Origin of the sequence: Pontixanthobacter luteolus, assembly GCF_947494915.1 — a bacterium.
Classification (GTDB): Bacteria; Pseudomonadota; Alphaproteobacteria; order Sphingomonadales; family Sphingomonadaceae; genus Pontixanthobacter; species Pontixanthobacter luteolus.
The window spans coordinates 209,189-230,635 of sequence record NZ_CANLWR010000002.1; the positions used below are offsets into that span (position 1 = coordinate 209,189).

General features: G+C 59.1%; 16 protein-coding genes. 13 read left to right on the forward strand and 3 right to left on the reverse strand.

The genetic code is table 11. From position 1 onward, the window contains the following. The first annotated feature begins 59 nt into the window (after positions 1-59). Positions 60-1,196, forward strand: a complete 1,137-nt coding sequence (locus tag PO778_RS09875) for a serine hydrolase domain-containing protein (protein ID WP_271439513.1) — start codon at positions 60-62, stop codon at positions 1,194-1,196. A 34-nt stretch (positions 1,197-1,230) separates the two neighbouring features. Here PO778_RS09875 and PO778_RS09880 read toward each other — a convergent pair whose 3' ends face one another. From PO778_RS09880 to rpoB, 3 genes are all read right to left on the reverse strand, one after another. Continuing rightward, complete coding sequence (locus PO778_RS09880; protein ID WP_271439514.1) at positions 1,231-1,716, reverse strand: DUF2165 family protein; 486 nt, start codon at positions 1,714-1,716, stop codon at positions 1,231-1,233. A 171-nt stretch (positions 1,717-1,887) separates the two neighbouring features. Continuing rightward, entirely contained in the window at positions 1,888-6,213 is a 4,326-nt protein-coding gene (gene rpoC, locus PO778_RS09885; protein ID WP_160731378.1) for a DNA-directed RNA polymerase subunit beta', read from the reverse strand. Positions 6,214-6,266: 53 nt separating this feature from the next. Further along, entirely contained in the window at positions 6,267-10,487 is a 4,221-nt protein-coding gene (gene rpoB / locus PO778_RS09890) for a DNA-directed RNA polymerase subunit beta (RefSeq protein ID WP_160731377.1), read from the reverse strand. Between the two features lie 423 nt (positions 10,488-10,910). On the opposite strand from rpoB, the gene PO778_RS09895 reads away from it, so the two are divergent. The 12 genes from PO778_RS09895 (at position 10,911) to groL (ending at position 21,411) form a co-directional block, all read left to right on the forward strand. Next, positions 10,911-11,966, forward strand: coding sequence for a 50S ribosomal protein L11 methyltransferase (locus PO778_RS09895; protein ID WP_271439515.1), 1,056 nt, complete (start codon positions 10,911-10,913; stop codon positions 11,964-11,966). Positions 11,967-12,082: 116 nt separating this feature from the next. Further along, positions 12,083-12,211, forward strand: coding sequence for a hypothetical protein (locus tag PO778_RS09900; RefSeq protein ID WP_271439516.1), 129 nt, complete (start codon positions 12,083-12,085; stop codon positions 12,209-12,211). A gap of 22 nt (positions 12,212-12,233) precedes the next feature. After that, positions 12,234-12,764, forward strand: a complete 531-nt coding sequence (locus PO778_RS09905; RefSeq protein WP_160731375.1) for a DUF2975 domain-containing protein — start codon at positions 12,234-12,236, stop codon at positions 12,762-12,764. After that, positions 12,764-13,018: a helix-turn-helix domain-containing protein gene (locus tag PO778_RS09910; RefSeq protein WP_271439517.1), complete on the forward strand. Its 255-nt coding sequence runs from the start codon at positions 12,764-12,766 to the stop codon at positions 13,016-13,018. The genes PO778_RS09905 and PO778_RS09910 overlap by 1 nt, the downstream gene beginning before the upstream one ends. 272 nt (positions 13,019-13,290) lie before the next feature. Continuing rightward, complete coding sequence (locus tag PO778_RS09915) at positions 13,291-13,536, forward strand: hypothetical protein (protein WP_160731373.1); 246 nt, start codon at positions 13,291-13,293, stop codon at positions 13,534-13,536. 150 nt (positions 13,537-13,686) lie between these two features. After that, the gene (locus PO778_RS09920; RefSeq protein ID WP_160731372.1) at positions 13,687-13,929 is read left to right on the forward strand and encodes a hypothetical protein; all 243 of its coding nucleotides are present in this window, start codon (positions 13,687-13,689) and stop codon (positions 13,927-13,929) included. Between the two features lie 411 nt (positions 13,930-14,340). Continuing rightward, complete coding sequence (gene rplJ / locus PO778_RS09925) at positions 14,341-14,856, forward strand: 50S ribosomal protein L10 (protein WP_160731371.1); 516 nt, start codon at positions 14,341-14,343, stop codon at positions 14,854-14,856. A 71-nt stretch (positions 14,857-14,927) separates the two neighbouring features. Continuing rightward, on the forward strand, positions 14,928-15,302 hold the full coding sequence (gene rplL / locus PO778_RS09930; protein WP_160731370.1) for a 50S ribosomal protein L7/L12: 375 nt from the start codon (positions 14,928-14,930) through the stop codon (positions 15,300-15,302). A gap of 165 nt (positions 15,303-15,467) precedes the next feature. Next, entirely contained in the window at positions 15,468-17,705 is a 2,238-nt protein-coding gene (locus tag PO778_RS09935; protein WP_271439518.1) for a DUF305 domain-containing protein, read from the forward strand. A 111-nt stretch (positions 17,706-17,816) separates the two neighbouring features. Next, a complete protein-coding gene (locus tag PO778_RS09940) occupies positions 17,817-19,223 on the forward strand; it encodes an MATE family efflux transporter (protein ID WP_160731368.1) in 1,407 nt (468 codons plus the stop codon). A 194-nt stretch (positions 19,224-19,417) separates the two neighbouring features. Next, complete coding sequence (gene groES, locus PO778_RS09945; protein WP_160731734.1) at positions 19,418-19,705, forward strand: co-chaperone GroES; 288 nt, start codon at positions 19,418-19,420, stop codon at positions 19,703-19,705. A 53-nt stretch (positions 19,706-19,758) separates the two neighbouring features. Beyond that, positions 19,759-21,411: a chaperonin GroEL gene (gene groL, locus PO778_RS09950; RefSeq protein ID WP_160731367.1), complete on the forward strand. Its 1,653-nt coding sequence runs from the start codon at positions 19,759-19,761 to the stop codon at positions 21,409-21,411. The last annotated feature ends 36 nt before the right edge of the window (positions 21,412-21,447 follow it).

Here is a 21,447-nt window from a genome sequence, read left to right on the forward strand (position 1 = left end):
TCATGGCGACAAGCATGACGCGCTTCCCAAGAACAGGATGCGCCGCTAGCTTCCCCGGCATGACAAACGAAGCACAGCTTACGCAAGCCATCGAAAACGCCGACCTGCCCGGCGCTACAGCCATGATCGTTGACCGAGAGGGTGTGCGGTTCAGCGGCGCATGGGGACATGCTGACGCAAAGGCCGGCACGCCGATGAAGCTGGACACGATCTGCCAGATTGCATCGATGACGAAGGCTCTGGTGTCGGTTGCCGCGATGCAATTGGTCGAACAGGGCAAGCTTAGCCTGGATGGCCCGATCGGCGATGTGCTGCCTGAACTGGCAGACCCGCAAGTGCTGGAAGGGTTCGATGATGATGGCGCGCCAATCCTGCGCCCGGCGGTTCGCCAGATCACCTTGCGCCATTTGCTGTCGCACACGTCGGGCCTCGGATACTTCTTCGTCCACCCGCAAATCCTGAAATATTTCTCGGCCACGGGCGCACCTGTGCCCGGTACAAAAGCGGCCATCACCATGCCGCTGATGTTCGATCCGGGCGACAAGTGGGAATACAGCGTTGCGACCGATTGGGTCGGACTGGCGGTAGAAGCCGTGACCGGCGGCGATCTGCAAAGCTATCTGACCGAGTATATCCTGAAGCCGCTGGGCATGACCCACACGGCATTCCGGCCTGAACCGGTAGAGGGCTCTGCCAAAGTGCATGTCCGCGGACCGGGCGGCGACTGGGCCTATTCCCCGATGTATCTTGGCGGCGGCGAGTTCCAGAGCGGCGGCGGCGGATTGTCTTCCACAGCGCCGGACTATGCCCGGTTCCTGCAAATGGTGCTGCGCGGCGGTGAGCTGGACGGCAAACGCATCCTCAGCGAAGAAAGCATCGCGGAAATGTCGCGCAACCAGATCGGCGATCTGCGCGCAGGCTATATGGGATCGGCCATGCCCGATCTGGCGCCGCCGTTTGACAATTTCCCCGACCAGCACACCGGCTGGGGTTTAGGCTTCCTGATCAACCCGGAACCTGTCGAGGGCGGCCGCAGCGCCAACAGCCTGGCATGGGCAGGCATTTTCAATTCCTATTACTGGATTGATCCGGCGGCGGGAATTGCTGGCGTGTTTATCAGCCAGCTTTCACCCTTCGGCGATCCCGGCGCCATGTCCGGGTTCCAGGCGCTGGAGCGGCTGGCGTACAGTTCCTGACGCGGATTTGGCCCGGCAGGCCAGGCCAATTCTGTCAGTCGTCCGTCAGACACACAAACAGCATCGTGACGGCTGATGCCATGGCATACATGAACGCGCCTTCCATCGATCCTGCGCCGACCTGCGTTTGCCACATCTGGAAAAATGCAGCACCAAAGCTCATGAAAAAGCCGAACCAGACCAGCAGTGCCACGCCTGCAGCGACAATGCCGTTGCGCTTTGCGGCATGGAATTCCTCTGTCGGCCCGCTTCGTGCCCTGAACAAATCCCATCCGCCCCGGATGCCGAAATAGGCCACGGCAAATTCACCGGCCAGGACCACCAGTAATGCAGCCCAGGCAAGCGCCGGATTGCTTGACTGCGGAAATGCGCTGGCAGCGTAAACCTCATGATCTGCGCCGCCCAAAACATACAGCAGCGCGCCATGTGCCGCCTCCAGATTCGCAATATTCTGCACCGCGTAAAATAGCGCGTGCAAGCCAATAATCGTCACCAATGCTGATTTGAGAAGTCTAACCATAATGTCACCCCCTGAAGCGGGTATAACTCAATCTGCGAAACTCAGCCAATTTGCCGAAAACTGTCAAACGCGCATCGGCCAGCGCAAGATTGCAGTGTCGGATCATCGCTCACAAAAAACCCCGCCGAAGCCGTAGCTCCAGCGGGGTCTTTTTATCCGGTTACCGGAAGCTTATTCGGCTTCTGGAGTTTCCGGTGTTTCGTCCGCGGCAGGCGCTGCACCGCCCATGGCAGCGGCCATTGCGGCCTCGTCCATAGGTGCATCGGCTGGCACTTCGGTTTCAGGCTCTTCGACGACCTGACCGGCAGCTTCTGCTGCGGCCAGCGCGTCTTGCTGCTTCTTCCACGAAGCGCGCAGAGCGGCGTCGCGGCTGGAAGCGGTGACGCGCATGCGGTTCATACCAGCGCCGGTACCGGCGGGGATGAGACGGCCCACGATCACGTTTTCCTTCAGACCGATCAGCGTGTCCTTCTTTCCTTCGACCGCCGCCTGCGTCAGCACGCGGGTGGTTTCCTGGAACGAAGCAGCCGAAATGAACGAACGGGTCTGCAGCGAAGCCTTGGTGATTCCGAGAAGGATGGGCGTGCCCTCTGCCTTCTTCTTCTTCTTGTCCAGCTTGGCATTGATCTCGTTCATTTCTTCGAGATCGACCTGCTCGCCCGGCAGCAGCGTGGTGTCGCCGCCATCGGTGATTTCGACTTTCTGCAGCATCTGGCGAACAATCGTTTCGATGTGCTTGTCGTTGATCTTCACGCCCTGCAACCGGTAAACCTCCTGAATCTCGTTGACGAGATATTCGGCCAGCGGCTCGATCCCCAGAACATCGAGGATGTCGTGCGGGTTCGGGCTACCGGAAATCAGGGTGTCGCCCTTCTTCACGAAGTCGCCTTCCTGAACGTCGAGGACTTTCGTCTTCGCGATCAGATACTCGACGCGATCACCCTCTTCCGGAACGATCGCGATCTTGCGCTTGGCCTTGTATTCACGAACGAATTCGATCTTGCCGGAAATCTTGGCGATGATCGCATTGTCTTTCGGGATACGGGCTTCGAACAGTTCGGCAACACGCGGCAGACCGCCGGTGATGTCGCGGGTCTTGGCAGCTTCACGCGAAGCACGGGCAAGAATGTCACCTGCCTGTACTTCCTGGCCGTCGTCGACCGACAGCGATGTACCCGGTGCCAGCATGTAGCGTGCGGCATCGGCTTCTTCGCCCTTGGCTGCTTCCGCATCGTTGAAGAGAGTCAGGCGCGGGCGCAGATCTTCCTTCTTCTTGCGGCCGGTAGCCCGGTTTTCGGTGACAACACGCTGAGCGATACCTGTGGCATCGTCGACGCGCTCTTCCATGGTGGTGCCGTCGATGAGGTCCTGGAACTTCACGACGCCCGAAGTCTCGGTGATGATCGGCAGGGTGAACGGATCCCATTCAGCCAGACGGTCGCCTTCCTTGATCTTCGCGCCATCCTTGTTGAGCAGCACGGTACCGTAAGGAACCTTGTGCATTTCGCGCTCACGGCCTTCCGCATCGATGACCACGATTTCACCGCTACGCGCCAGGGAGAGCGTGCGGCCCTTCTTGTCGGTAATGGTCGGCATGTCGCGGTAAACGACCTTGCCATCCGAAATCGCTTCGAGATGCGAGGTTTCGTTAACCTGCGCAGCACCGCCGATGTGGAAGGTACGCATGGTCAGCTGGGTGCCCGGCTCACCGATCGACTGCGCGGCGATAACGCCAACAGCTTCACCGATGTTAACCGGAGTACCGCGAGCAAGGTCACGGCCGTAGCACTTGCCGCAAACACCCTGCTGGGCTTCGCAAACTAGCGGGCTGCGGATCTTGGCGGACTGAACTTCAGCCGCTTCGATTTCCTTGACCATGGCTTCGTCGAGCAGCGTGCCCGACTTCACGATGACTTCTTCGGTCTTCGCGTTGACGAGGTCTTCTGCAGTCGTACGGCCCAGGATACGCTCACCGAGCGAGGCGATAACGCTACCGCCCTGAACGATAGCACGCATTTCCAGCGCGTTCGACGTCTTGCAGTCTTCCTCGACGATCACGCAGTCCTGCGAAACGTCGACCAGACGGCGGGTCAGATAACCCGAGTTTGCCGTCTTGAGCGCCGTATCCGCGAGGCCCTTACGAGCGCCGTGGGTGGAGTTGAAGTATTCAAGAACGGTCAGACCTTCCTTGAAGTTCGAGATGATCGGCGTCTCGATGATCTCGCCCGAAGGCTTGGCCATCAGACCGCGCATACCCGCCAGCTGCTTCATCTGCGCTGGCGAACCACGCGCACCGGAGTGTGCCATCATGTAGATCGAGTTGATCTGGGCCTGCTTGCCATCGTCGCCGATTGGCTGCGCCTTAATCTCGTCCATCATCGCGTCAGCAACAGTGTCACCGCAACGTGACCATGCGTCGATCACCTTGTTGTACTTTTCCTGCTGCGTGATCAGGCCGTCCTGATACTGCTGCTCGTAATCGGCAACCAGCGCCTTGGTCTGTTCGATCTGTGCATCCTTGGAATCAGGGATGATCATATCGTCCTTACCGAAGGAGATACCGGCCTTGAACGCGTGGCGGAAGCCAAGGCCCATGATCGCGTCAGCGAACAGAACCGTGTCCTTCTGGCCGGTGTGACGGTAAACCTGATCGATCACGTCGCCGATTTCCTTCTTGGTGAGAAGGCGGTTGATGATGTCGAAAGGAACCTTGTGGTTCTTCGGCAGGCATTCACCGATCAGCAGACGGCCCGGCGTGGTCGTGAAGCGCTTGAGAACAATGTTCCCGTCTTCATCGGCCTGCGGAACGCGGGTGATGACCTTAGAGTGATAGGTTACGGCGCCCACTTCGAGAGCCTGATGCACTTCGGCCATGTCGGCAAAGCGCGGCAGTTTCTCGATCTTCTCACCATTTTCCTCGACGTATTCAGGGGTCTTTTCCTGACGGTCCATCGACAGGTAATAGATCCCGAGAACCATGTCCTGCGAAGGAACGATGATCGGCTTGCCGTTTGCTGGCGAGAGGATGTTGTTGGTCGACATCATCAGCACGCGCGCTTCGAGCTGGGCTTCCAGCGAAAGCGGTACGTGGACCGCCATCTGGTCACCATCAAAGTCGGCGTTGAAGGCGGAACATACCAGCGGGTGAAGCTGGATTGCCTTGCCTTCGATCAGCACGGGCTCGAACGCCTGGATGCCAAGACGGTGAAGCGTCGGCGCACGGTTCAGCAGAACCGGGTGTTCGCGGATCACTTCGTCGAGGATGTCCCAGACTTCCTTGCGTTCTTTTTCGACCCACTTCTTCGCTTGCTTCAGGGTCATGGAGAGACCCTTTGCATCGAGGCGGGCGTAAATGAACGGCTTGAACAGTTCGAGCGCCATCTTCTTCGGCAGACCGCACTGGTGCAGTTTCAGTTCCGGACCGGTCACGATGACCGAACGGCCGGAATAGTCGACGCGCTTACCCAGAAGGTTCTGACGGAAGCGGCCCTGCTTGCCCTTGAGCATGTCGCTCAAAGATTTCAGCGGACGCTTGTTGGCACCGGTGATCACGCGGCCGCGGCGGCCGTTGTCGAACAGTGCGTCGACAGCTTCCTGCAGCATGCGCTTTTCGTTGCGGACGATGATGTCCGGCGCGCGCAGTTCGATCAGGCGCTTCAGGCGGTTGTTACGGTTGATGACGCGGCGGTACAGATCGTTGAGATCCGAAGTCGCGAAACGGCCGCCATCCAGCGGCACAAGCGGACGCAGTTCCGGCGGAATGACCGGAACGACTTCGAGGATCATCCATTCGGGGCGGTTGCCCGAATCGATGAAGCTTTCGACGACTTTCAGGCGCTTGATGATCTTGGCGGGCTTCAGCTTCGACTTGGTCGTCGCCAGCTCTTCCAGAAGATCGTCGCGTTCCTGCTCCAGATCGAGATCCATCAGCATGAACTTGACGGCTTCAGCGCCGATCCCGGCGGAAAACGCGTCTTCGCCGTATTCATCCTGCGCTTCGAGAAGCTCGTCTTCAGTCAGCAGCTGGAATTTCTCCATCGGAGTAAGGCCAGGCTCGGTGACGATGTAGCTTTCGAAATACAGCACGCGCTCAAGCTGCTTGAGCTGCATGTCCAGCAGCAAGCCGATGCGCGAAGGCAGCGACTTGAGGAACCAGATGTGTGCAACCGGCGCAGCAAGCTCGATGTGGCCCATCCGCTCGCGGCGGACCTTGGTCACGGTTACTTCAACGCCGCACTTCTCGCAGACGACGCCCTTGTACTTCATGCGCTTGTACTTGCCGCACAGGCATTCGTAGTCCTTTACCGGACCAAAGATGCGGGCACAGAACAGGCCGTCACGCTCAGGCTTGAACGTACGATAGTTGATGGTTTCCGGCTTCTTGATTTCGCCGAAGGACCAGCTGCGGATTCGCTCGGGCGATGCCAGACCGATCTGAATCTGGTCGAAGGTTTCCGGCTTGGCCAGCTGGTTGGTGAATTTTGTAAGGTCGTTCATAACTTCGCTCCATATCCCCCGCTAGAGGGGGTCAGGGTCAATTTCCTATCGGCTTATTCTGCGGCGATCTTCATGCCGTCGTCATCCTCGTCACCTTCGGTGAGCGAAGACAATTCGACATTGAGACCCAGGCTGCGCATTTCCTTGACGAGAACGTTGAAGCTCTCCGGAATACCCGCTTCGAAGGTGTCGTCACCCTTGACGATCGCTTCGTAAACCTTGGTCCGTCCGATCACGTCATCCGACTTGACGGTGAGCATTTCCTGCAGCGTGTAAGCCGCGCCGTAGGCCTGGAGTGCCCAGACCTCCATCTCACCGAAGCGCTGACCACCGAACTGCGCCTTACCGCCCAGCGGCTGCTGGGTAACAAGCGAGTACGGGCCGATCGAACGTGCGTGGATCTTGTCGTCAACAAGGTGGTGCAGTTTGAGCATGTAGATGTAGCCCACAGTCACCTTACGGTCGAACGCGTCACCGGTGCGGCCATCGAACAGCGTGACCTGACCCGAACCGGGCAGACCCGCTTTCTCAAGCATTGCGGTGACATCGGCTTCGCGCGCACCATCGAACACCGGCGTACCCATCGGAACGCCATTGGTCAGATTACCGGCGAGTTCGACGATTTCCGCGGTTGAGCGGGCTTCGATCTCGTCAGCGTAGTCTTCGCCGTAAGCTTCCTTCAGCCGCTCGACCACTGCGTCAGGCGGGGTCGCCTTGGCGTAGTCTTCTGCAGCGTTCGGGTTGGCCATCTTCCAATCTTCCAGAGCCCGCGTAACCTGCTGGCCAAGACCGCGTGCGGCCATGCCCAGGTGGGTTTCGAAGATCTGGCCGACGTTCATACGCGACGGCACGCCGAGCGGGTTGAGCACGAGGTCGACAGGGGTACCGTCTTCGAGGAACGGCATGTCTTCCTGCGGAAGGATCCGCGAAATAACACCCTTGTTCCCGTGGCGGCCTGCCATCTTGTCGCCCGGCTGAAGCTTGCGCTTCACGGCAACGAAGACCTTGACCATCTTGAGCACGCCCGGAGCGAGTTCGTCACCGCGCTCAAGCTTTTCCTTACGGTCATCGAACTTCTCTTCGATGCGCTTGATCGCTTCGTCGTATTGCGACTTGATTGCTTCGAGCTGCTGCTGACGGGTATCATCGGCCACCGCGAACTTGAACCATTCGTGGCGCTCGATCCCGTCGAGCATTTCGCCGGTGATCTCGCTGCCCTTCTTGACGCCTTTCGGCGCTGCGGACGCGGTGCCGCCAACCAGCATGTCGTGCAGACGGTTGTAGGTTGCCCGGTTGAGGATCGCGCGTTCGTCTTCGCTATCCTTGCGCAGACGCTCGATTTCCTCGTTCTGGATCGCACGCGTACGGTCATCGATTTCGATACCGTGGCGGTTGAACACGCGGACTTCGACAACAGTACCGGCAACACCAGGCGGCAGACGCAGCGAGGTATCGCGAACGTCAGAAGCCTTTTCACCGAAGATGGCGCGGAGGAGTTTTTCTTCCGGCGTCATCGGGCTTTCGCCCTTCGGCGTGATCTTGCCTGCAAGAATGTCACCCGGGTGCACTTCTGCACCGATGTAAACGATACCGGCTTCGTCGAGGTTGCGCAGGGCTTCCTCGCCGACATTCGGAATATCGCGGGTGATGTCTTCAGGGCCAAGCTTCGTATCACGGGCCATGACTTCGAATTCCTCGATATGGATCGAGGTGAACACGTCATCCTTCACGATACGTTCGCTGATCAGGATACTATCTTCGTAGTTGTAACCGTTCCACGGCATGAACGCGACGAGGCTGTTCTTGCCCAGCGCCAGCTCACCAATGTCGGTCGATGGACCGTCAGCGATAATGTCGCCGGCTTCGATCACTTCACCAACCTTAACCAGCGGACGCTGGTTGATGCAGGTGTTCTGGTTCGAGCGCTGGAATTTCTGCAGCGTGTAGATGTCGACGCCCGACTGGCCGGGTTCGACATCGCCGATTGCACGGATCACGATACGGGTCGCATCGACCTGGTCGACGATACCGCCGCGCGTTGCGGAAATCGCAGCGCCGGAATCGCGGGCCACGGTTTCTTCCATGCCGGTGCCGACGAAAGGCGCTTCGGCCTTCACCAGCGGCACAGCCTGACGCTGCATGTTCGATCCCATCAATGCGCGGTTGGCGTCATCGTTTTCCAGGAACGGGATGAGCGAGGCGGCAACCGAAACAAGCTGCTTGGGCGAAACGTCCATCAGCGTGATCTGGTCGTTCGGCAGCATCACGAATTCGCCAGCCTGACGGGCCGAAACGAGTTCTTCGACAAATGTACCGTCTTCGTTCAGTTCTGCCGAAGCCTGCGCAACCGCGTGCTTCTGCTCTTCCATGGCCGACAGGTAGTTTACTTCACCAGTAACCTTGCCGTCCTTGACCGCACGGTAAGGCGTTTCGATGAAGCCGTATTTGTTGACGCGGCTGAACGAGGCGAGGCTGTTGATCAGACCGATGTTCGGGCCTTCCGGCGTTTCAATCGGGCAGATACGGCCATAGTGCGTCGGGTGAACGTCGCGGACTTCGAAGCCTGCGCGCTCACGGGTAAGACCGCCCGGCCCAAGCGCCGACACACGGCGTTTGTGGGTGACTTCCGACAGCGGGTTGGTCTGGTCCATGAACTGCGACAGCTGCGAGGAGCCGAAGAATTCGCGTACCGCTGCAACAGCCGGCTTCGCGTTGATCAGGTCGTTCGGCATGACAGTCGACACATCGACGCTGCTCATGCGTTCCTTCACTGCGCGTTCCATGCGCAGCAGGCCGACGCGGTACTGGTTTTCCAGCAGCTCGCCAACCGAACGGACACGGCGGTTGCCGAGGTTATCGATATCATCGACCTCGCCCTTGCCGTCTTTCAGGTTCACCATCTCCTTGACCACGGCGAGGATGTCTTCCTTGCGCAGGGTGGTCACGGTGTCTTCCGCGTCCAGTTCAAGACGCATGTTGAGCTTTACGCGGCCAACGGCGGAAAGGTCGTAGCGTTCGCTGTCGAAGAACAGGCCTTCGAACAGGGCTTCTGCGGTTTCCTTGGTTGGCGGTTCGCCCGGACGCATGACCTTGTAGATCGCTTCCAGACCTTCGTCGCGGTTCTCGGCCTTGTCGACGGCGAGAGTGTTGCGGATCCACGGACCAGTATTGATCTCGTCGATGTCGAGCAGTTCGAGGCGGTCGATGCCAGCAGCGTCGAGCACTTCGAGGTTTTCTGCAGAAAATTCGTCGCCAGCCTCGATATAGATACGGCCGGTTTTCTCGTCGATCAGGTCACGTGCGGAATAGCGCGCGAAGACTTCTTCAGTCGGGATCAACAGTTCGGTCAGACCGTCCTTGGCAGCTTTGTTGGCTGCGCGCGGGCTGATCTTCTGGTTGGCTGCGAACACTTCTTCGCCGGTCTTTGCGTCGACCAGGGCGAAGGCAGGCTTCGCATTGCGCCACTGTTCCGGAACGAACGGCATTTTCCAGCCATCGCCCTTCTTGCCCGAGACGCGTTCCCAGGTGACGGTGTCGTAGAAGTGATCGAGGATACCTTCGCTGTCGAGGCCGAGTGCATAAAGCAGCGACGTGACAGGCAGCTTGCGCTTGCGGTCGATACGAACGTTGACGATGTCCTTGGCGTCGAATTCGAAATCGAGCCACGAACCGCGATATGGAATGACGCGGGCAGCAAACAGCAACTTGCCCGAAGAATGGGTCTTGCCGCGGTCATGGTCGAACAGAACACCCGGCGAACGGTGCATCTGCGACACGATAACGCGTTCGGTGCCATTGATGATGAACGTGCCGTTCCCGGTCATGAGCGGCATGTCGCCCATATACACGTCCTGCTCCTTGATATCGAGCACGGAGCGGGTTTCGGTTTCCTGGTCGACTTCGAATACGATCAGGCGCAGCGTGACCTTCATCGGGGCCGCATAAGTGATACCGCGCTGGCGGCATTCGGTTGTGTCGTATTTCGGCGGCTCAAGTTCGTAATGCACGAAATCAAGCTCGGCAGTGCCGGCAAAGTCACGGATCGGAAATACGCTGCGCAGGGTCTTCTCAAGACCCGAAACGTAATCGATCGAAGGATCGGAGCGGAGGAACTGTTCGTAGCTCTCACGCTGCACTTCGATCAGGTTCGGCATCTTCACGACTTCGTGAATGTCGCCGAAAATCTTGCGGATGCGCCGCTTTGCAGTGCCGGTGTTGGCACCTGTTTTCCTGAGCCGTTTTTTCGCTCCGGTGCTGCTTGCCTTGGTCGCCATGGAGGGTGCTTGCCTCTTATAAAATGATCCCGCCTACGCGTTGGCGGGTGATCTGTTTGTGTCTGCGCGGATGGACACTTCCAATCAGGACGCGGAAAAGCCGCAGCGAATCGTACCGTTCCCGGTACAGCTGCAGCTCAATAAAAGCGTCGCGAATATGGAATCGCCGCTTCCGTTCTTGGACTGGCCTCCGCGCAAAGGCCCGTCGCGCTCGAAGCGTGCGGTTGCCAGCCATATAGGAATGGCTCGCCGCACTGTCAAACCGAGTCTGGCCGACCGATTCCGGAAGACCGGGGCTGGCAAGCCGAATGGATCAGGCCGGGACCAGTTTATGGTGCGCACAGTCTGGCTGGTTTGCGGCAAAAACCATTAAAAACACCAGGACGGCTTGCAATCGCAGCCGGTTTTACCGGAAAAGGGGCAATGGACGGCAAGAAATCCGCACACCCGCTGCATGACCCGGCTGGCTATGTTGCGCTCGGTCAGAAACTGGCTTCGAGCGAACGGGGGGAACTGGCACTCTCCCTGATCGCAAGGGCCATGAACGCCGATCCGGGCGATTCGCGTGTTCGCGCGCTCTCCAGAATCATTAGCAGCCACAAAGTTGATGGCTTTCATCGCGGGATGCTGGCGGACGAACCGCGAAATGCAGCCTATCGTGCGGCTATCGAACGGCTCGCGCCCGGCAAGAATGTATTCGATGTCGGCACAGGGTCTGGATTGCTCGCAATGATGGCCGCCCGTGCGGGCGCGAAATCGGTGGTCGCCTGCGAAATGAACCCGATGCTGGCCGCAACCGCGCGCGAAATTGTCGCTGCGAACGGCTTATCCGATCAAATCACGATTATCGGTCGCAATTCGGCGGAACTCGACAAGGACGCTGATCTGGCAGGAGGCGCGGATCTGGTGATCTCGGAGATAGTGTCAGACGATCTGATCGGAGAAGGCATGCTTCCCGCACTGGAGGATGTCCGGACGCGGCTGTGCCGGCCCGGCGCGGTGTTCTTGCCGGAGGGCGCCGACATCAGGGTGTCTCTGTGCGAATTGACCGGCAAGCGCACACCGATAGGCGAAGTGGAGGGATTCGACCTGTCGCTGTTCAACCGGCATGTCGCACCAACACGCCCGGTGCATAACGCCCACCCGAAACTGAAACAGATTGGCGAGACGGCGAACCTGTTCACATTCGAATTTCACGCAGATGCCGAAATTCCCCAGACCGGCGAGGCGGCGCTTGCGCTAGCCAGCGGTGGCGAACAGGCAAACGGTATCGCGCAATGGATACACCTCAGGCTGACGGACGGGATATCGTACGAGAACGCGCCCGGCCCCGCCCGTGCGCTTCACTGGCCGGTGCGCTTCAGCCCGCTTGCCGGAACAGAGGATGGGCCGGAAATGGACAGGTCTGAGATAGAGGCAAAAATCGAAGTCGGGGGCTGGTTTGGCGGGCACCAATTGACGGTTTGGCACCGGAACTAGCGCCAGTCGCATATTGCAAAGCGGAACGGGGCATATTGTTTTTCGATATTATTGATTGACAATAAATCTCATCGCCCTTATTGATTTTCGATATCGAGCATATTGGAGATCGACAAATGACGCAATTCACTCAACATGCCACCGCCGCAATCGCTGCGCTGGTGATCGTCGCAATCACCTGGATACCGGTTATTTCCGTTCCCAGTGCACAGGCCGCCGCGCTGATGGCACCTGTACTCGCCTGACGTTCGAAGAAAGGAACCGCCCATGGCCGCCCGCCCGAATGACCCGCTGCTCGCAGCTGGCAAGATTGTCACCACCCTCGTCAGCGCGCTGCTGCTGCTTGTTGCGGTGGTGCTGGTACTTACGATTCCTGCATTCCTCTTCAGCTACAAACACGTGGCAGAAGCGCTGGATGGGAACGCCGCCAACCTGCCACTTGTCCTGGCCACCATCACCGGCCTTCTGACGCTCGGCGCAGCAGTAATGGCTGCCGCCTTCATGTTCTTCCGCTATCTCGGCAAGATCATCGACACGGTCGGCCAAGGCGACCCGTTCGTGGACGAAAACGCTGACCGGCTTGAGAAAATGGGCTGGATCGCCGCTGTATTCCAGGTGGCCGCAATTCCCATGATGATGGCCGTCGCCTATCTGCAGACACAGTTCCCGGAGCAAGAAATCCAGCTGGATATCGAACTGTCGGCAACCGGCGTCTTGCTGGCAATCGTCCTGTTCATCCTTGCACGGGTATTCCGTCAGGGCTCGGCCATGCGCGAAGAACTGGAAGGAACCGTCTGATGCCCCCCGCAAACAACCCAGCCGGCGAAGGCGGCATGATCTTGGTCAAACTGGATGACCTGCTCCACGAACGCCGCATGACGCTGACCGAACTGGCGGAGCGAGTCGGCCTGACCCTCGCAAACCTGTCGATCCTGAAAACCGGCAAGGCAAAAGCCATCCGTTTTTCCACGCTTGAGGCGATCTGCCGCGAATTGGGCTGCCAGCCGGGCGATCTGCTGGCTTATCAAGCCGGGGTTGAGCCAGCCGCCTGAGGTACTGGCCCGAGGTCTTGGCTCCACCGCCCCCTTAATTCAGGCACTAGCGAGCCATCTTGCCACATTTTCGCCAATCTTCTGGAACCGATGCGCTGGCGGGTGGTTGGTAGCCTGATCCGAAAGGAAAATGGACGGCGAATACTCAAGTCGTGCGGCCGTTTACCAATTGGCGCTTTGGATATTTTTCACTGGCCATTGACTCTCGGCCCGTTAACGGGATGTTGCGCCGACCGGTGAGTCAAATGACTGGGTTTTGAAGGGGAATTATTATGAAGAAACTTGCACTTGTCGCTATGCCATTGGCTTTCGCACTGACCGCTTGTGGCGGTACCGCTGAAGAAGAAGCAGAAGACGTAGCGGAAGCAAAAGTTGAAGCCGCTGGCGACGTAATCGACGAACAGGCTGAAGCTCTCGAAGCTCAGGCTGACGAGATGGAAGACGCTGGCGACGAAGCTGGTGCCGAAGCTGTTGAAGCTGAAGCTGAAGCTCTGGAAGACCAGGCTGACGAAATGTAATTGCATTGCCGGACTGGTTTGACCGGTCCGGCACAAAACTGCAGGCCTGCCGGGAAACCTGGCGGGCCTGTATGTTTCCAGATCACAAGGTTTTGGGCACTGTGGTTTCGATAGCCCGTGTCCCGAGTATTTCTATCGAGGGGAATAAACATGAAAAAGATTCTACTGGTTGCAGCTCCGCTTGCATTCGCCCTGACCGCTTGTGACGGCCCGGCTGAAGAAGTTGGCGAAGAAATGGACGATGTCGTTGAAGCTCAGGCTGAAGTCATCGACGAAAAAGCCGAAGCTCTCGAAGCTCAGGCTGAAGTGGCTGAAGACGCTGGCAACGCCGGCGAAGCTGCTGCTCTCGAAGCAGAAGCAGAAGCTCTCGAGGACAAAGCCGACGACATGTAATTGCGTCTGCATATCTTCTGAAAAGGCCTGCCGTGCGAACGGCGGGCCTTTTCTTTATGGGCCGGACTCTTTCTCGATAGGCCAGCCTCTTTCTACGCGCAATTCGGTTGACTCCTGATGCAACTGCGCTAGATGCCGGCCCGTTCGCTGGGCTGACGGGTCCAGTGAACATCCGTCCGAGACAGTTGGTGAAGGCAATCTGGCCTTCTTAATTTCCAGCCTAGACGGGGACAGAGAATTTTTATGTGGCCATGCGCCGCATTCGCGCCTCACTCCGATATTTGGATATTGGCGCACCCTCCTTCCCCATCAACGGACCTTTAACCCATGTCGGTTTGCGGCATGGGCAAATGTGAGCCGGTCGCTCGCGCGCTTTCGGGTGTACGTGCGGCCATAGTGAAGGAGTAAGGCATGGATCGTTCGCAGAAATCCGACGCGGTCGCCGAGCTGAATGCAGTTTTCAACGAGGTTGGCGTGGTTGTTGTAACCCGCAATCTCGGCCTGTCGGTGGCACAGTCCACTGATCTGCGCGGAAAAATGCGTGATGCAGGGGCGTCCTACAAGGTTGCGAAGAACCGTCTTGCCGCGCTTGCCCTGAAAGACACCCAGTACGAAGGCCTGGAGGAATTGCTCTCCGGTCCGACCGCTCTCGGATATTCCGAAGATCCGGTCGCGGCGGCCAAGGCTGCGGTGGAATTCGCCAAGTCGAACGACAAACTTGAAATTGTCGGCGGCTCGATGGGCGGACAAATGCTCGACGAAGCTGGAATCAAGGCGCTCGCCTCGATGCCAAGCCTCGACGAACTGCGTGGTACGATTATTGGTCTGGTTAACGCACCGGCGACGAAAATCGCTCAGGTTGTTAACGCACCGGCCAACAAGCTTGCTCGCGTCTTCGGTGCCTACGGCGCCAAAGAAGCAGCGTAAGCGGTTATTCAAGCGAAACAATTTTGGGGCGCTTTTTGCCCCGCCAAGTCATCTAATTGGAGTAAAGCATCATGGCCGATATCGCCAAGCTTGTTGAAGAACTTTCGAAACTGACTGTCCTCGAGGCAGCTGACCTCGCCAAGGCACTGGAAGAAGAGTGGGGCGTTAGCGCCGCTGCTGCAGTTGCTGTTGCTGGCCCGGCTGCTGGCGGCGACGCACCTGCTGCTGAAGAGAAAGACGAATTCGACGTCATTCTCACCGGCGACGGTGGCAAGAAAATCCAGGTCATCAAAGAAGTCCGCGCCATCACTGGCCTGGGCCTGACCGAAGCAAAGGGCCTCGTCGAAGGCGCGCCTAAGCCACTCAAGGAAGGCGTGAACAAGGCAGAAGCCGAAGAAATCAAGGGCAAGATCGAAGCAGCCGGCGGTACCGTCGAACTCAAGTAAGCCAACGCTTACGCTTCGATCCGCTCAGGATCACCGAGGAAGGGCGGTGCCGTACTGGCGCCGCCCTTTTTCTATGAGCAGCCTTCCTGTTGCTGCAAACTGCACTTGGCATGCCTGCTAATCTGGGCCAGCACTGCGAACAGTCAAATCAGGGGACTATCGCACATGCTCGCCAAATGCCGTTTCTACACTGCCGTCGCTGCCGCCGCCATGATTGCCGGGACCGCTGCCACCGCGCAGGATGCACCGATCGTGAAGCCGGGCGCGCCCGGCCAGCCGACCCAGCGCCTGACCGCGGAGCAGGCGACCGCCCTTGCCTCCACCGCATACGCCCCTGCCGACGTGATGTTCATGCAAGGCATGATCGTGCACCACCAGCAAGCCGTTGAAATGGCGGCGCTGATCGCAGAGCGCACCAGCAAGGAAAAAATTGTCGCACTGGGCGGGCGCATTGATGCCAGCCAGAAAGACGAAATGAAATTCATGACCGACTGGCTCGCTGAAAAGGGCGAACCGCTGCGTATGGAGGGCATGGGCCACGCCGCGCATATGGGCATGATGGGCATGGCGACGCCTGAACAGATGAAGCAACTGGCTGCATCCACCGGCACCAATTTCGATCGCCTGTTCCTCGAGCTGATGATTGCCCACCACAAGGGTGCGGTTGAAATGGTGGATGACCTGATCGAACAGCCGGGCACCGCGTCGGATCCGGTGTTCCTGGAATTCACCGATGATGTGAAGAACGACCAGAACACCGAGATCGAGCGGATGAACGCAATTCTCGCCAGCCTGTCCGATGATCCGCGTGCGACGCTGGCTGCAGGACTGACCGATGCTGGTGAGGCAATTCTGAACCTGCGGAAAGTGGCGACCCTGCCCAAACCCGTCGGCTTCTTCGACCCGGCCAATCCGGGCGAACTGCGTCCGGAAATCAAGAAGGACGAAACTGAGGGAGACGCAGACACCGAAGTTGCAGAGAGCGACGCAGAAGCGGCCTCTGCCGATCCGCGCGACAGTGAGGATGACAAACCGCAATTTGCGAAACGCGGGCCTCTGCTCGATTTTGCCAACACCGACATGGCGTTTAGCGGGGATCTGCTGGTTGCCGGCAGCTATCACGGGTTCAACATCTACAAGCTTGGCGAAGATGGAACGCCCGGCCTCGTCAGCTCGGTCGTCTGCCCGGGCGGGCAGGGTGACGTCTCCATTGTCGGCGATCTGTTGCTGATGAGTGTGCAGGACACCCGCGCCCGCGTTGATTGCGGGCTTCAGGGAGTTACCGAAAAGGTCAGCGAAGAACGCTTTCGCGGCCTGCGCGTGTTCGACATTTCTGACCTGACCAATCCGGTTCAGGTGGGCCAGGTCCAGACCTGCCGCGGATCGCACACCCATTCGGTCGTGTCGAAAACCGATGATGCGCTGATCGTCTACAATTCCGGCACCTCGCGTATTCGCGATGAGAAGGAACTGGCCGGCTGCATCGGCGATGTGCCCGGCGATGACCGGACCGCATTGTTCCGTATCGATGTGATCGAAATCCCGCTGGCCGATCCTTCTCGGTCACGCATCGTCGATAGTCCCGCCGTGTTCGCCGATCCGGAAACCGGCCGCCTCGCCGGACTGTGGCAGGGCGGCGATCACGGCGAAGACACGCAGGAAACCAATTCAACCAACCATTGCCACGACATCACCGTTTTCCCTTCGCTCAACCTCGCGGCGGGCGCGTGTTCGGGCAACGGCATCATTTTCGACATCACCGATCCGCGCGCGCCGAAGCGGATCGACGAAGTGACCGACAAGGGCTTTGCCTATTGGCATTCGGCCACGTTCAACAATGACGGGACAAAGGTGCTGTTCACCGATGAATGGGGCGGCGGCGGACGCCCGCGGTGCCAGGCAACCGACCCGCGCAACTGGGGCGCGAACGCGATTTACGAGATAGTCGACGGTCAGCTTGAATTCCGCAGCCTTTACAAGCTGCCGGCACCACAAGGGGACAAGGAAAACTGCGTCGCGCACAACGGTTCCATCATCCCGGTGCCGGGCCGCGATATCTTCGTACAGGCCTGGTATCAGGGCGGCATCAGCGTGATCGATTTCACCGATGCGCAAAATCCGTTTGAAATCGCCTATTTCGACCGCGGGCCGATCGACGAAGATCAGCTTGTGACCGGCGGATACTGGTCAGCCTATTGGTACAAGGGCCGCATTTACGGCACCGAGATCACCCGCGGGCTCGACGTCTTTGCGCTGGAGCCGAGCGAATTTCTCAGCGCAGAGGAAATCGCCGCCGCAGAAGCCGCCGATCAGGGTGAAACCTTCAACCCGCAAACACAGCTGCCGGTGACATGGCCGGATGATATCGTCCGAAGGATCGAAGACAGCCGCAAGGGCGGCTGACTGCCCGCCAATACTGCTGTTGCGTGATAGCCGCGCCGCTTGCTGAAAGCGGCGCGGCTTTTCGTATCAGCCTTTCAACTGCCACTCCCCGGGCCTATCCGGACCGGCTTTATGACGCAGGCCTACGTCCATTCCGCAGGGGCAACCCCTTGGCGTACAGAGCTGGCAGCCACCCTTCGGCTTAGCTGGCCGCTCGCGCTCGCCAATCTGCTTCAGATGCTAACCTACGCAATCGATGTGATCTTCATTGCCCGGCTCGGAGAAGCACCTTTGGCAGCTTCGGCGCTGGCGATTGCGCTGTTCGGTCTGGTCCTATGGGCACTATCCGGCCTGACGGGTGCGGTCGCCCCGGTCATCGCCGCCGATCTGGGCGAACGCGCCCCGGCCCTGCGCCCGGTGCGGCGTGCGACCCGCATGGCGCTGTGGCTGTCGGTGATAAGCGGCGCGGCGGGTATGATCATTTGCCTCGGCATTGGTCCGCTCTCCCGCATTACCGGCCAGCAGAGCGAGATTATCGCGATGTCGAGCGCCTATATGACCGTCATCATCTGGTCGATGATCCCGATGGTGCTGAACAATGTGCTGCGCAATTTTGTATCCGCGCTTGGCCGTCCGATCTTTGCGACGCTCATCACCGCTGGCGGCATCGGGGTGAACGCGCTGGCAAACTATGCCTTTATCTTCGGCAATTTCGGCGCGCCGGAAATGGGGCTGACGGGCGCTGCGGTGGCAACGATCATCACGTCGCTGGTGACGCTTGCCGCCTATGTCATCGCGATCCGCCTGGACCCGCTGATGCACCGGTATCATATCTTTGGCCGCTGGTGGGTGCCCGACTGGGAACGGTTCCGGGCGATTGTGAAAATCGGCACGCCGATTGCGCTGACGATCACGGCCGAGGCGGGAATCTTCGGAGCAGCGGCGTTTCTGATGGGCAATATCGGCACTGCGCAATTGGCAGCGCATACGGTCGCCTTGCAGATTGCGGCACTGGCGTTCCAGGTGCCGTTCGGTGTCGGGCAGGCGGCGACCATTCGGGTCGGCTATTTCTATGGCGCACGCGACCGCGAAGGCATGGGCCGCGCCGGATGGTCCGCGATTTTCGTCGGAACCGGTTTCATGGCGTTTTCGTGTTCTGCGATGATCTTCATGCCGCGCACGCTGCTGCATATCTATATCGATCCCGAAGCGGCCAAGAACGCGGTGCTGGTCGGGTTTGCGCTGCGATACCTGGTCATCGCCGCTGCTTTTCAGCTGGTGGACGGCCTGCAGGCGGTCGCCGCCGGGGCGTTGCGCGGATTGCAGGATACCCGCATCCCGATGTGGATCGCGATTTTTTCATACTGGGTGCCGGGGATCGGCGTGTCGCTATATCTCGGCTTCCTCACCCCGCTTGGCGGAACAGGGGTCTGGATCGGGCTTGCCACCGGCCTTGCAGTTGCTGCGCTGTTTCTGATCTGGCGCTGGCTGCTGCGCGACCGCATCGGTCTGACCACGCGCCCAGCAAAAGCCGAGTAAGCCAAGCAATCAGAACCGGGCGTGCTGCTACAGGCTGGCTGACACAGGCCACACCGCAGCGAAAAACGCGAAACTTTTTCATCGCCGGGCCTGTTGACTCTCCATAGGCGCATCCCCATTTGCACCTCGCTGGCACTCTCATGGTGAGAGTGCCAACCCAACTTTTCAACCACTCTAACGAAGAGGTCATCACTATGGCATTTCGTCCGCTACACGACCGCGTACTCGTACGCCGGATCGAAGCCGATCAGAAGACTGCAGGCGGGATCATCATCCCCGACAGCGCACAGGAAAAGCCCAGCGAAGGCGAAATCGTTGCCGTTGGCGACGGCGCGCGTGACGACGATGGCGATCGCATCGCACTCGACGTCAAGGCTGGCGACCGCGTGTTGTTCGGCAAATGGTCGGGCACCGAAGTCAAGGTCGACGGCGAAGATCTGATCATCATGAAAGAAAGCGACATCATGGGGATCATTTCCTGATCCGCCACTGCGCACGCTTGTTTTCAATTCACACCTAATCTGGAGAAACACCAATGGCAGCCAAGGACGTAAAGTTCGGCCGCGATGCCCGCGAAGGCATCCTCAAGGGCGTAGATACGCTCGCAAACGCCGTTAAAGTAACGCTCGGCCCGAAAGGCCGTAACGTTGTAATCGACAAGAGCTTCGGCGCACCCCGCATCACCAAGGACGGCGTCACCGTCGCCAAGGAAATCGAACTGAAAGACAAGTTCGAGAACATGGGCGCGCAGATGCTGAAGGAAGTTGCGTCGAAGACCAACGACCTCGCCGGTGACGGCACCACCACTGCAACAGTTCTGGGCCAGGCGATTATCCGCGAAGGCATGACCGCAGTTGCTGCGGGCATGAACCCGATGGATCTGAAGCGCGGCATCGACACCGCGGTAGCCCGCGTAACCGAAAGCCTTCAGAGCCGTTCGAAAGACGTTTCGGGCAGCGAAGAGATCGCTCAGGTTGGCGTCATTTCTGCCAACGGCGACCGTGAAGTCGGCGAGAAAATCGCTGAAGCCATGGAAAAGGTCGGCAAGGAAGGCGTAATCACCGTCGAAGAAGCCAAGGGCCTCGAGTTCGAACTCGACGTTGTCGAAGGCATGCAGTTCGACCGCGGTTACCTGTCGCCTTACTTCATCACCAACCCTGACAAGATGTCGGTTGAGCTCGAAAACCCTTACATTCTCATCCACGAGAAGAAGCTTTCGAGCCTCAAGGACATGCTGCCGGTTCTCGAAGCTGCAATGCAGTCGGGCCGTCCTCTGCTGATCATTGCAGAAGACATCGAAGGCGAAGCGCTGGCGACCCTCGTGGTCAACAAGCTGCGCGGCGGCCTGAAAGTTGCTGCGGTCAAGGCACCTGGTTTCGGCGATCGCCGGAAAGCCATGCTGCAGGACATCGCGATCCTGTCGAAGGGCGAAATGATCAGCGAAGATCTCGGCATCAAGCTCGAGAACGTCACGCTGGGCATGCTCGGTGAAGCCAAGCGCGTCACCATCGACAAGGATAACACCACCATCGTCGACGGCGCTGGTTCGGCTGAAGAGATTCAGGCCCGTGTCGGTGAAATCAAGGCGCAGATGGAAGCCACCACTTCCGACTACGACAAGGAAAAGCTGCAGGAACGTCTGGCGAAACTCGCTGGCGGTGTTGCCGTGATCAAGGTCGGCGGCGCTTCCGAAGTCGAAGTGAAGGAACGCAAGGATCGTGTCGATGACGCGCTCCACGCTACCCGCGCTGCTGTTGAAGAAGGCATCGTCCCGGGCGGCGGTACTGCACTGCTTTACGCGACCAAGGCGCTGGACGGCCTGAAAGGCGAAAACGACGACCAGACCCGCGGTATCGACATCATCCGCAAGGCGATCCTCGCACCGATCCGCCAGATCGCATCGAACGCGGGCCATGACGGCGCGGTTGTTTCGGGCAATCTGCTGCGCGAAAACGACGAGACGCAGGGCTTCAACGCTGCAACCGACACCTATGAAGACCTGGTGAAAGCCGGTGTTATCGACCCGACCAAGGTTGTCCGCACTGCGCTGCAGGATGCAGCTTCGGTTGCCGGCCTGCTGATCACCACCGAAGCGGCGATCACCGACGCTCCGGAAGACAAGGACGCCGGACCTGGCATGCCCGATATGGGCGGCATGGGCGGCATGGGCGGAATGGGCGGCTTCTAAGCCACCCAGGCCATCCGGTCTTAATCAAAAGAAAGG

What these genes read in the sequence shown, in the direction of transcription:
- PO778_RS09875 (WP_271439513.1), top strand. Translation starts at nt 60, where the DNA reads ATGACAAACGAAGCACAGCTTACGCAAGCCATCGAAAACGCCGACCTG.
- PO778_RS09880 (WP_271439514.1), bottom strand. Translation starts at nt 1,716, where the DNA reads ATGGTTAGACTTCTCAAATCAGCATTGGTGACGATTATTGGCTTGCAC.
- rpoC (WP_160731378.1), bottom strand. Translation starts at nt 6,213, where the DNA reads ATGAACGACCTTACAAAATTCACCAACCAGCTGGCCAAGCCGGAAACC.
- rpoB (WP_160731377.1), bottom strand. Translation starts at nt 10,487, where the DNA reads ATGGCGACCAAGGCAAGCAGCACCGGAGCGAAAAAACGGCTCAGGAAA.
- PO778_RS09895 (WP_271439515.1), top strand. Translation starts at nt 10,911, where the DNA reads ATGGACGGCAAGAAATCCGCACACCCGCTGCATGACCCGGCTGGCTAT.
- PO778_RS09900 (WP_271439516.1), top strand. Translation starts at nt 12,083, where the DNA reads ATGACGCAATTCACTCAACATGCCACCGCCGCAATCGCTGCGCTGGTG.
- PO778_RS09905 (WP_160731375.1), top strand. Translation starts at nt 12,234, where the DNA reads ATGGCCGCCCGCCCGAATGACCCGCTGCTCGCAGCTGGCAAGATTGTC.
- PO778_RS09910 (WP_271439517.1), top strand. Translation starts at nt 12,764, where the DNA reads ATGCCCCCCGCAAACAACCCAGCCGGCGAAGGCGGCATGATCTTGGTC.
- PO778_RS09915 (WP_160731373.1), top strand. Translation starts at nt 13,291, where the DNA reads ATGAAGAAACTTGCACTTGTCGCTATGCCATTGGCTTTCGCACTGACC.
- PO778_RS09920 (WP_160731372.1), top strand. Translation starts at nt 13,687, where the DNA reads ATGAAAAAGATTCTACTGGTTGCAGCTCCGCTTGCATTCGCCCTGACC.
- rplJ (WP_160731371.1), top strand. Translation starts at nt 14,341, where the DNA reads ATGGATCGTTCGCAGAAATCCGACGCGGTCGCCGAGCTGAATGCAGTT.
- rplL (WP_160731370.1), top strand. Translation starts at nt 14,928, where the DNA reads ATGGCCGATATCGCCAAGCTTGTTGAAGAACTTTCGAAACTGACTGTC.
- PO778_RS09935 (WP_271439518.1), top strand. Translation starts at nt 15,468, where the DNA reads ATGCTCGCCAAATGCCGTTTCTACACTGCCGTCGCTGCCGCCGCCATG.
- PO778_RS09940 (WP_160731368.1), top strand. Translation starts at nt 17,817, where the DNA reads ATGACGCAGGCCTACGTCCATTCCGCAGGGGCAACCCCTTGGCGTACA.
- groES (WP_160731734.1), top strand. Translation starts at nt 19,418, where the DNA reads ATGGCATTTCGTCCGCTACACGACCGCGTACTCGTACGCCGGATCGAA.
- groL (WP_160731367.1), top strand. Translation starts at nt 19,759, where the DNA reads ATGGCAGCCAAGGACGTAAAGTTCGGCCGCGATGCCCGCGAAGGCATC.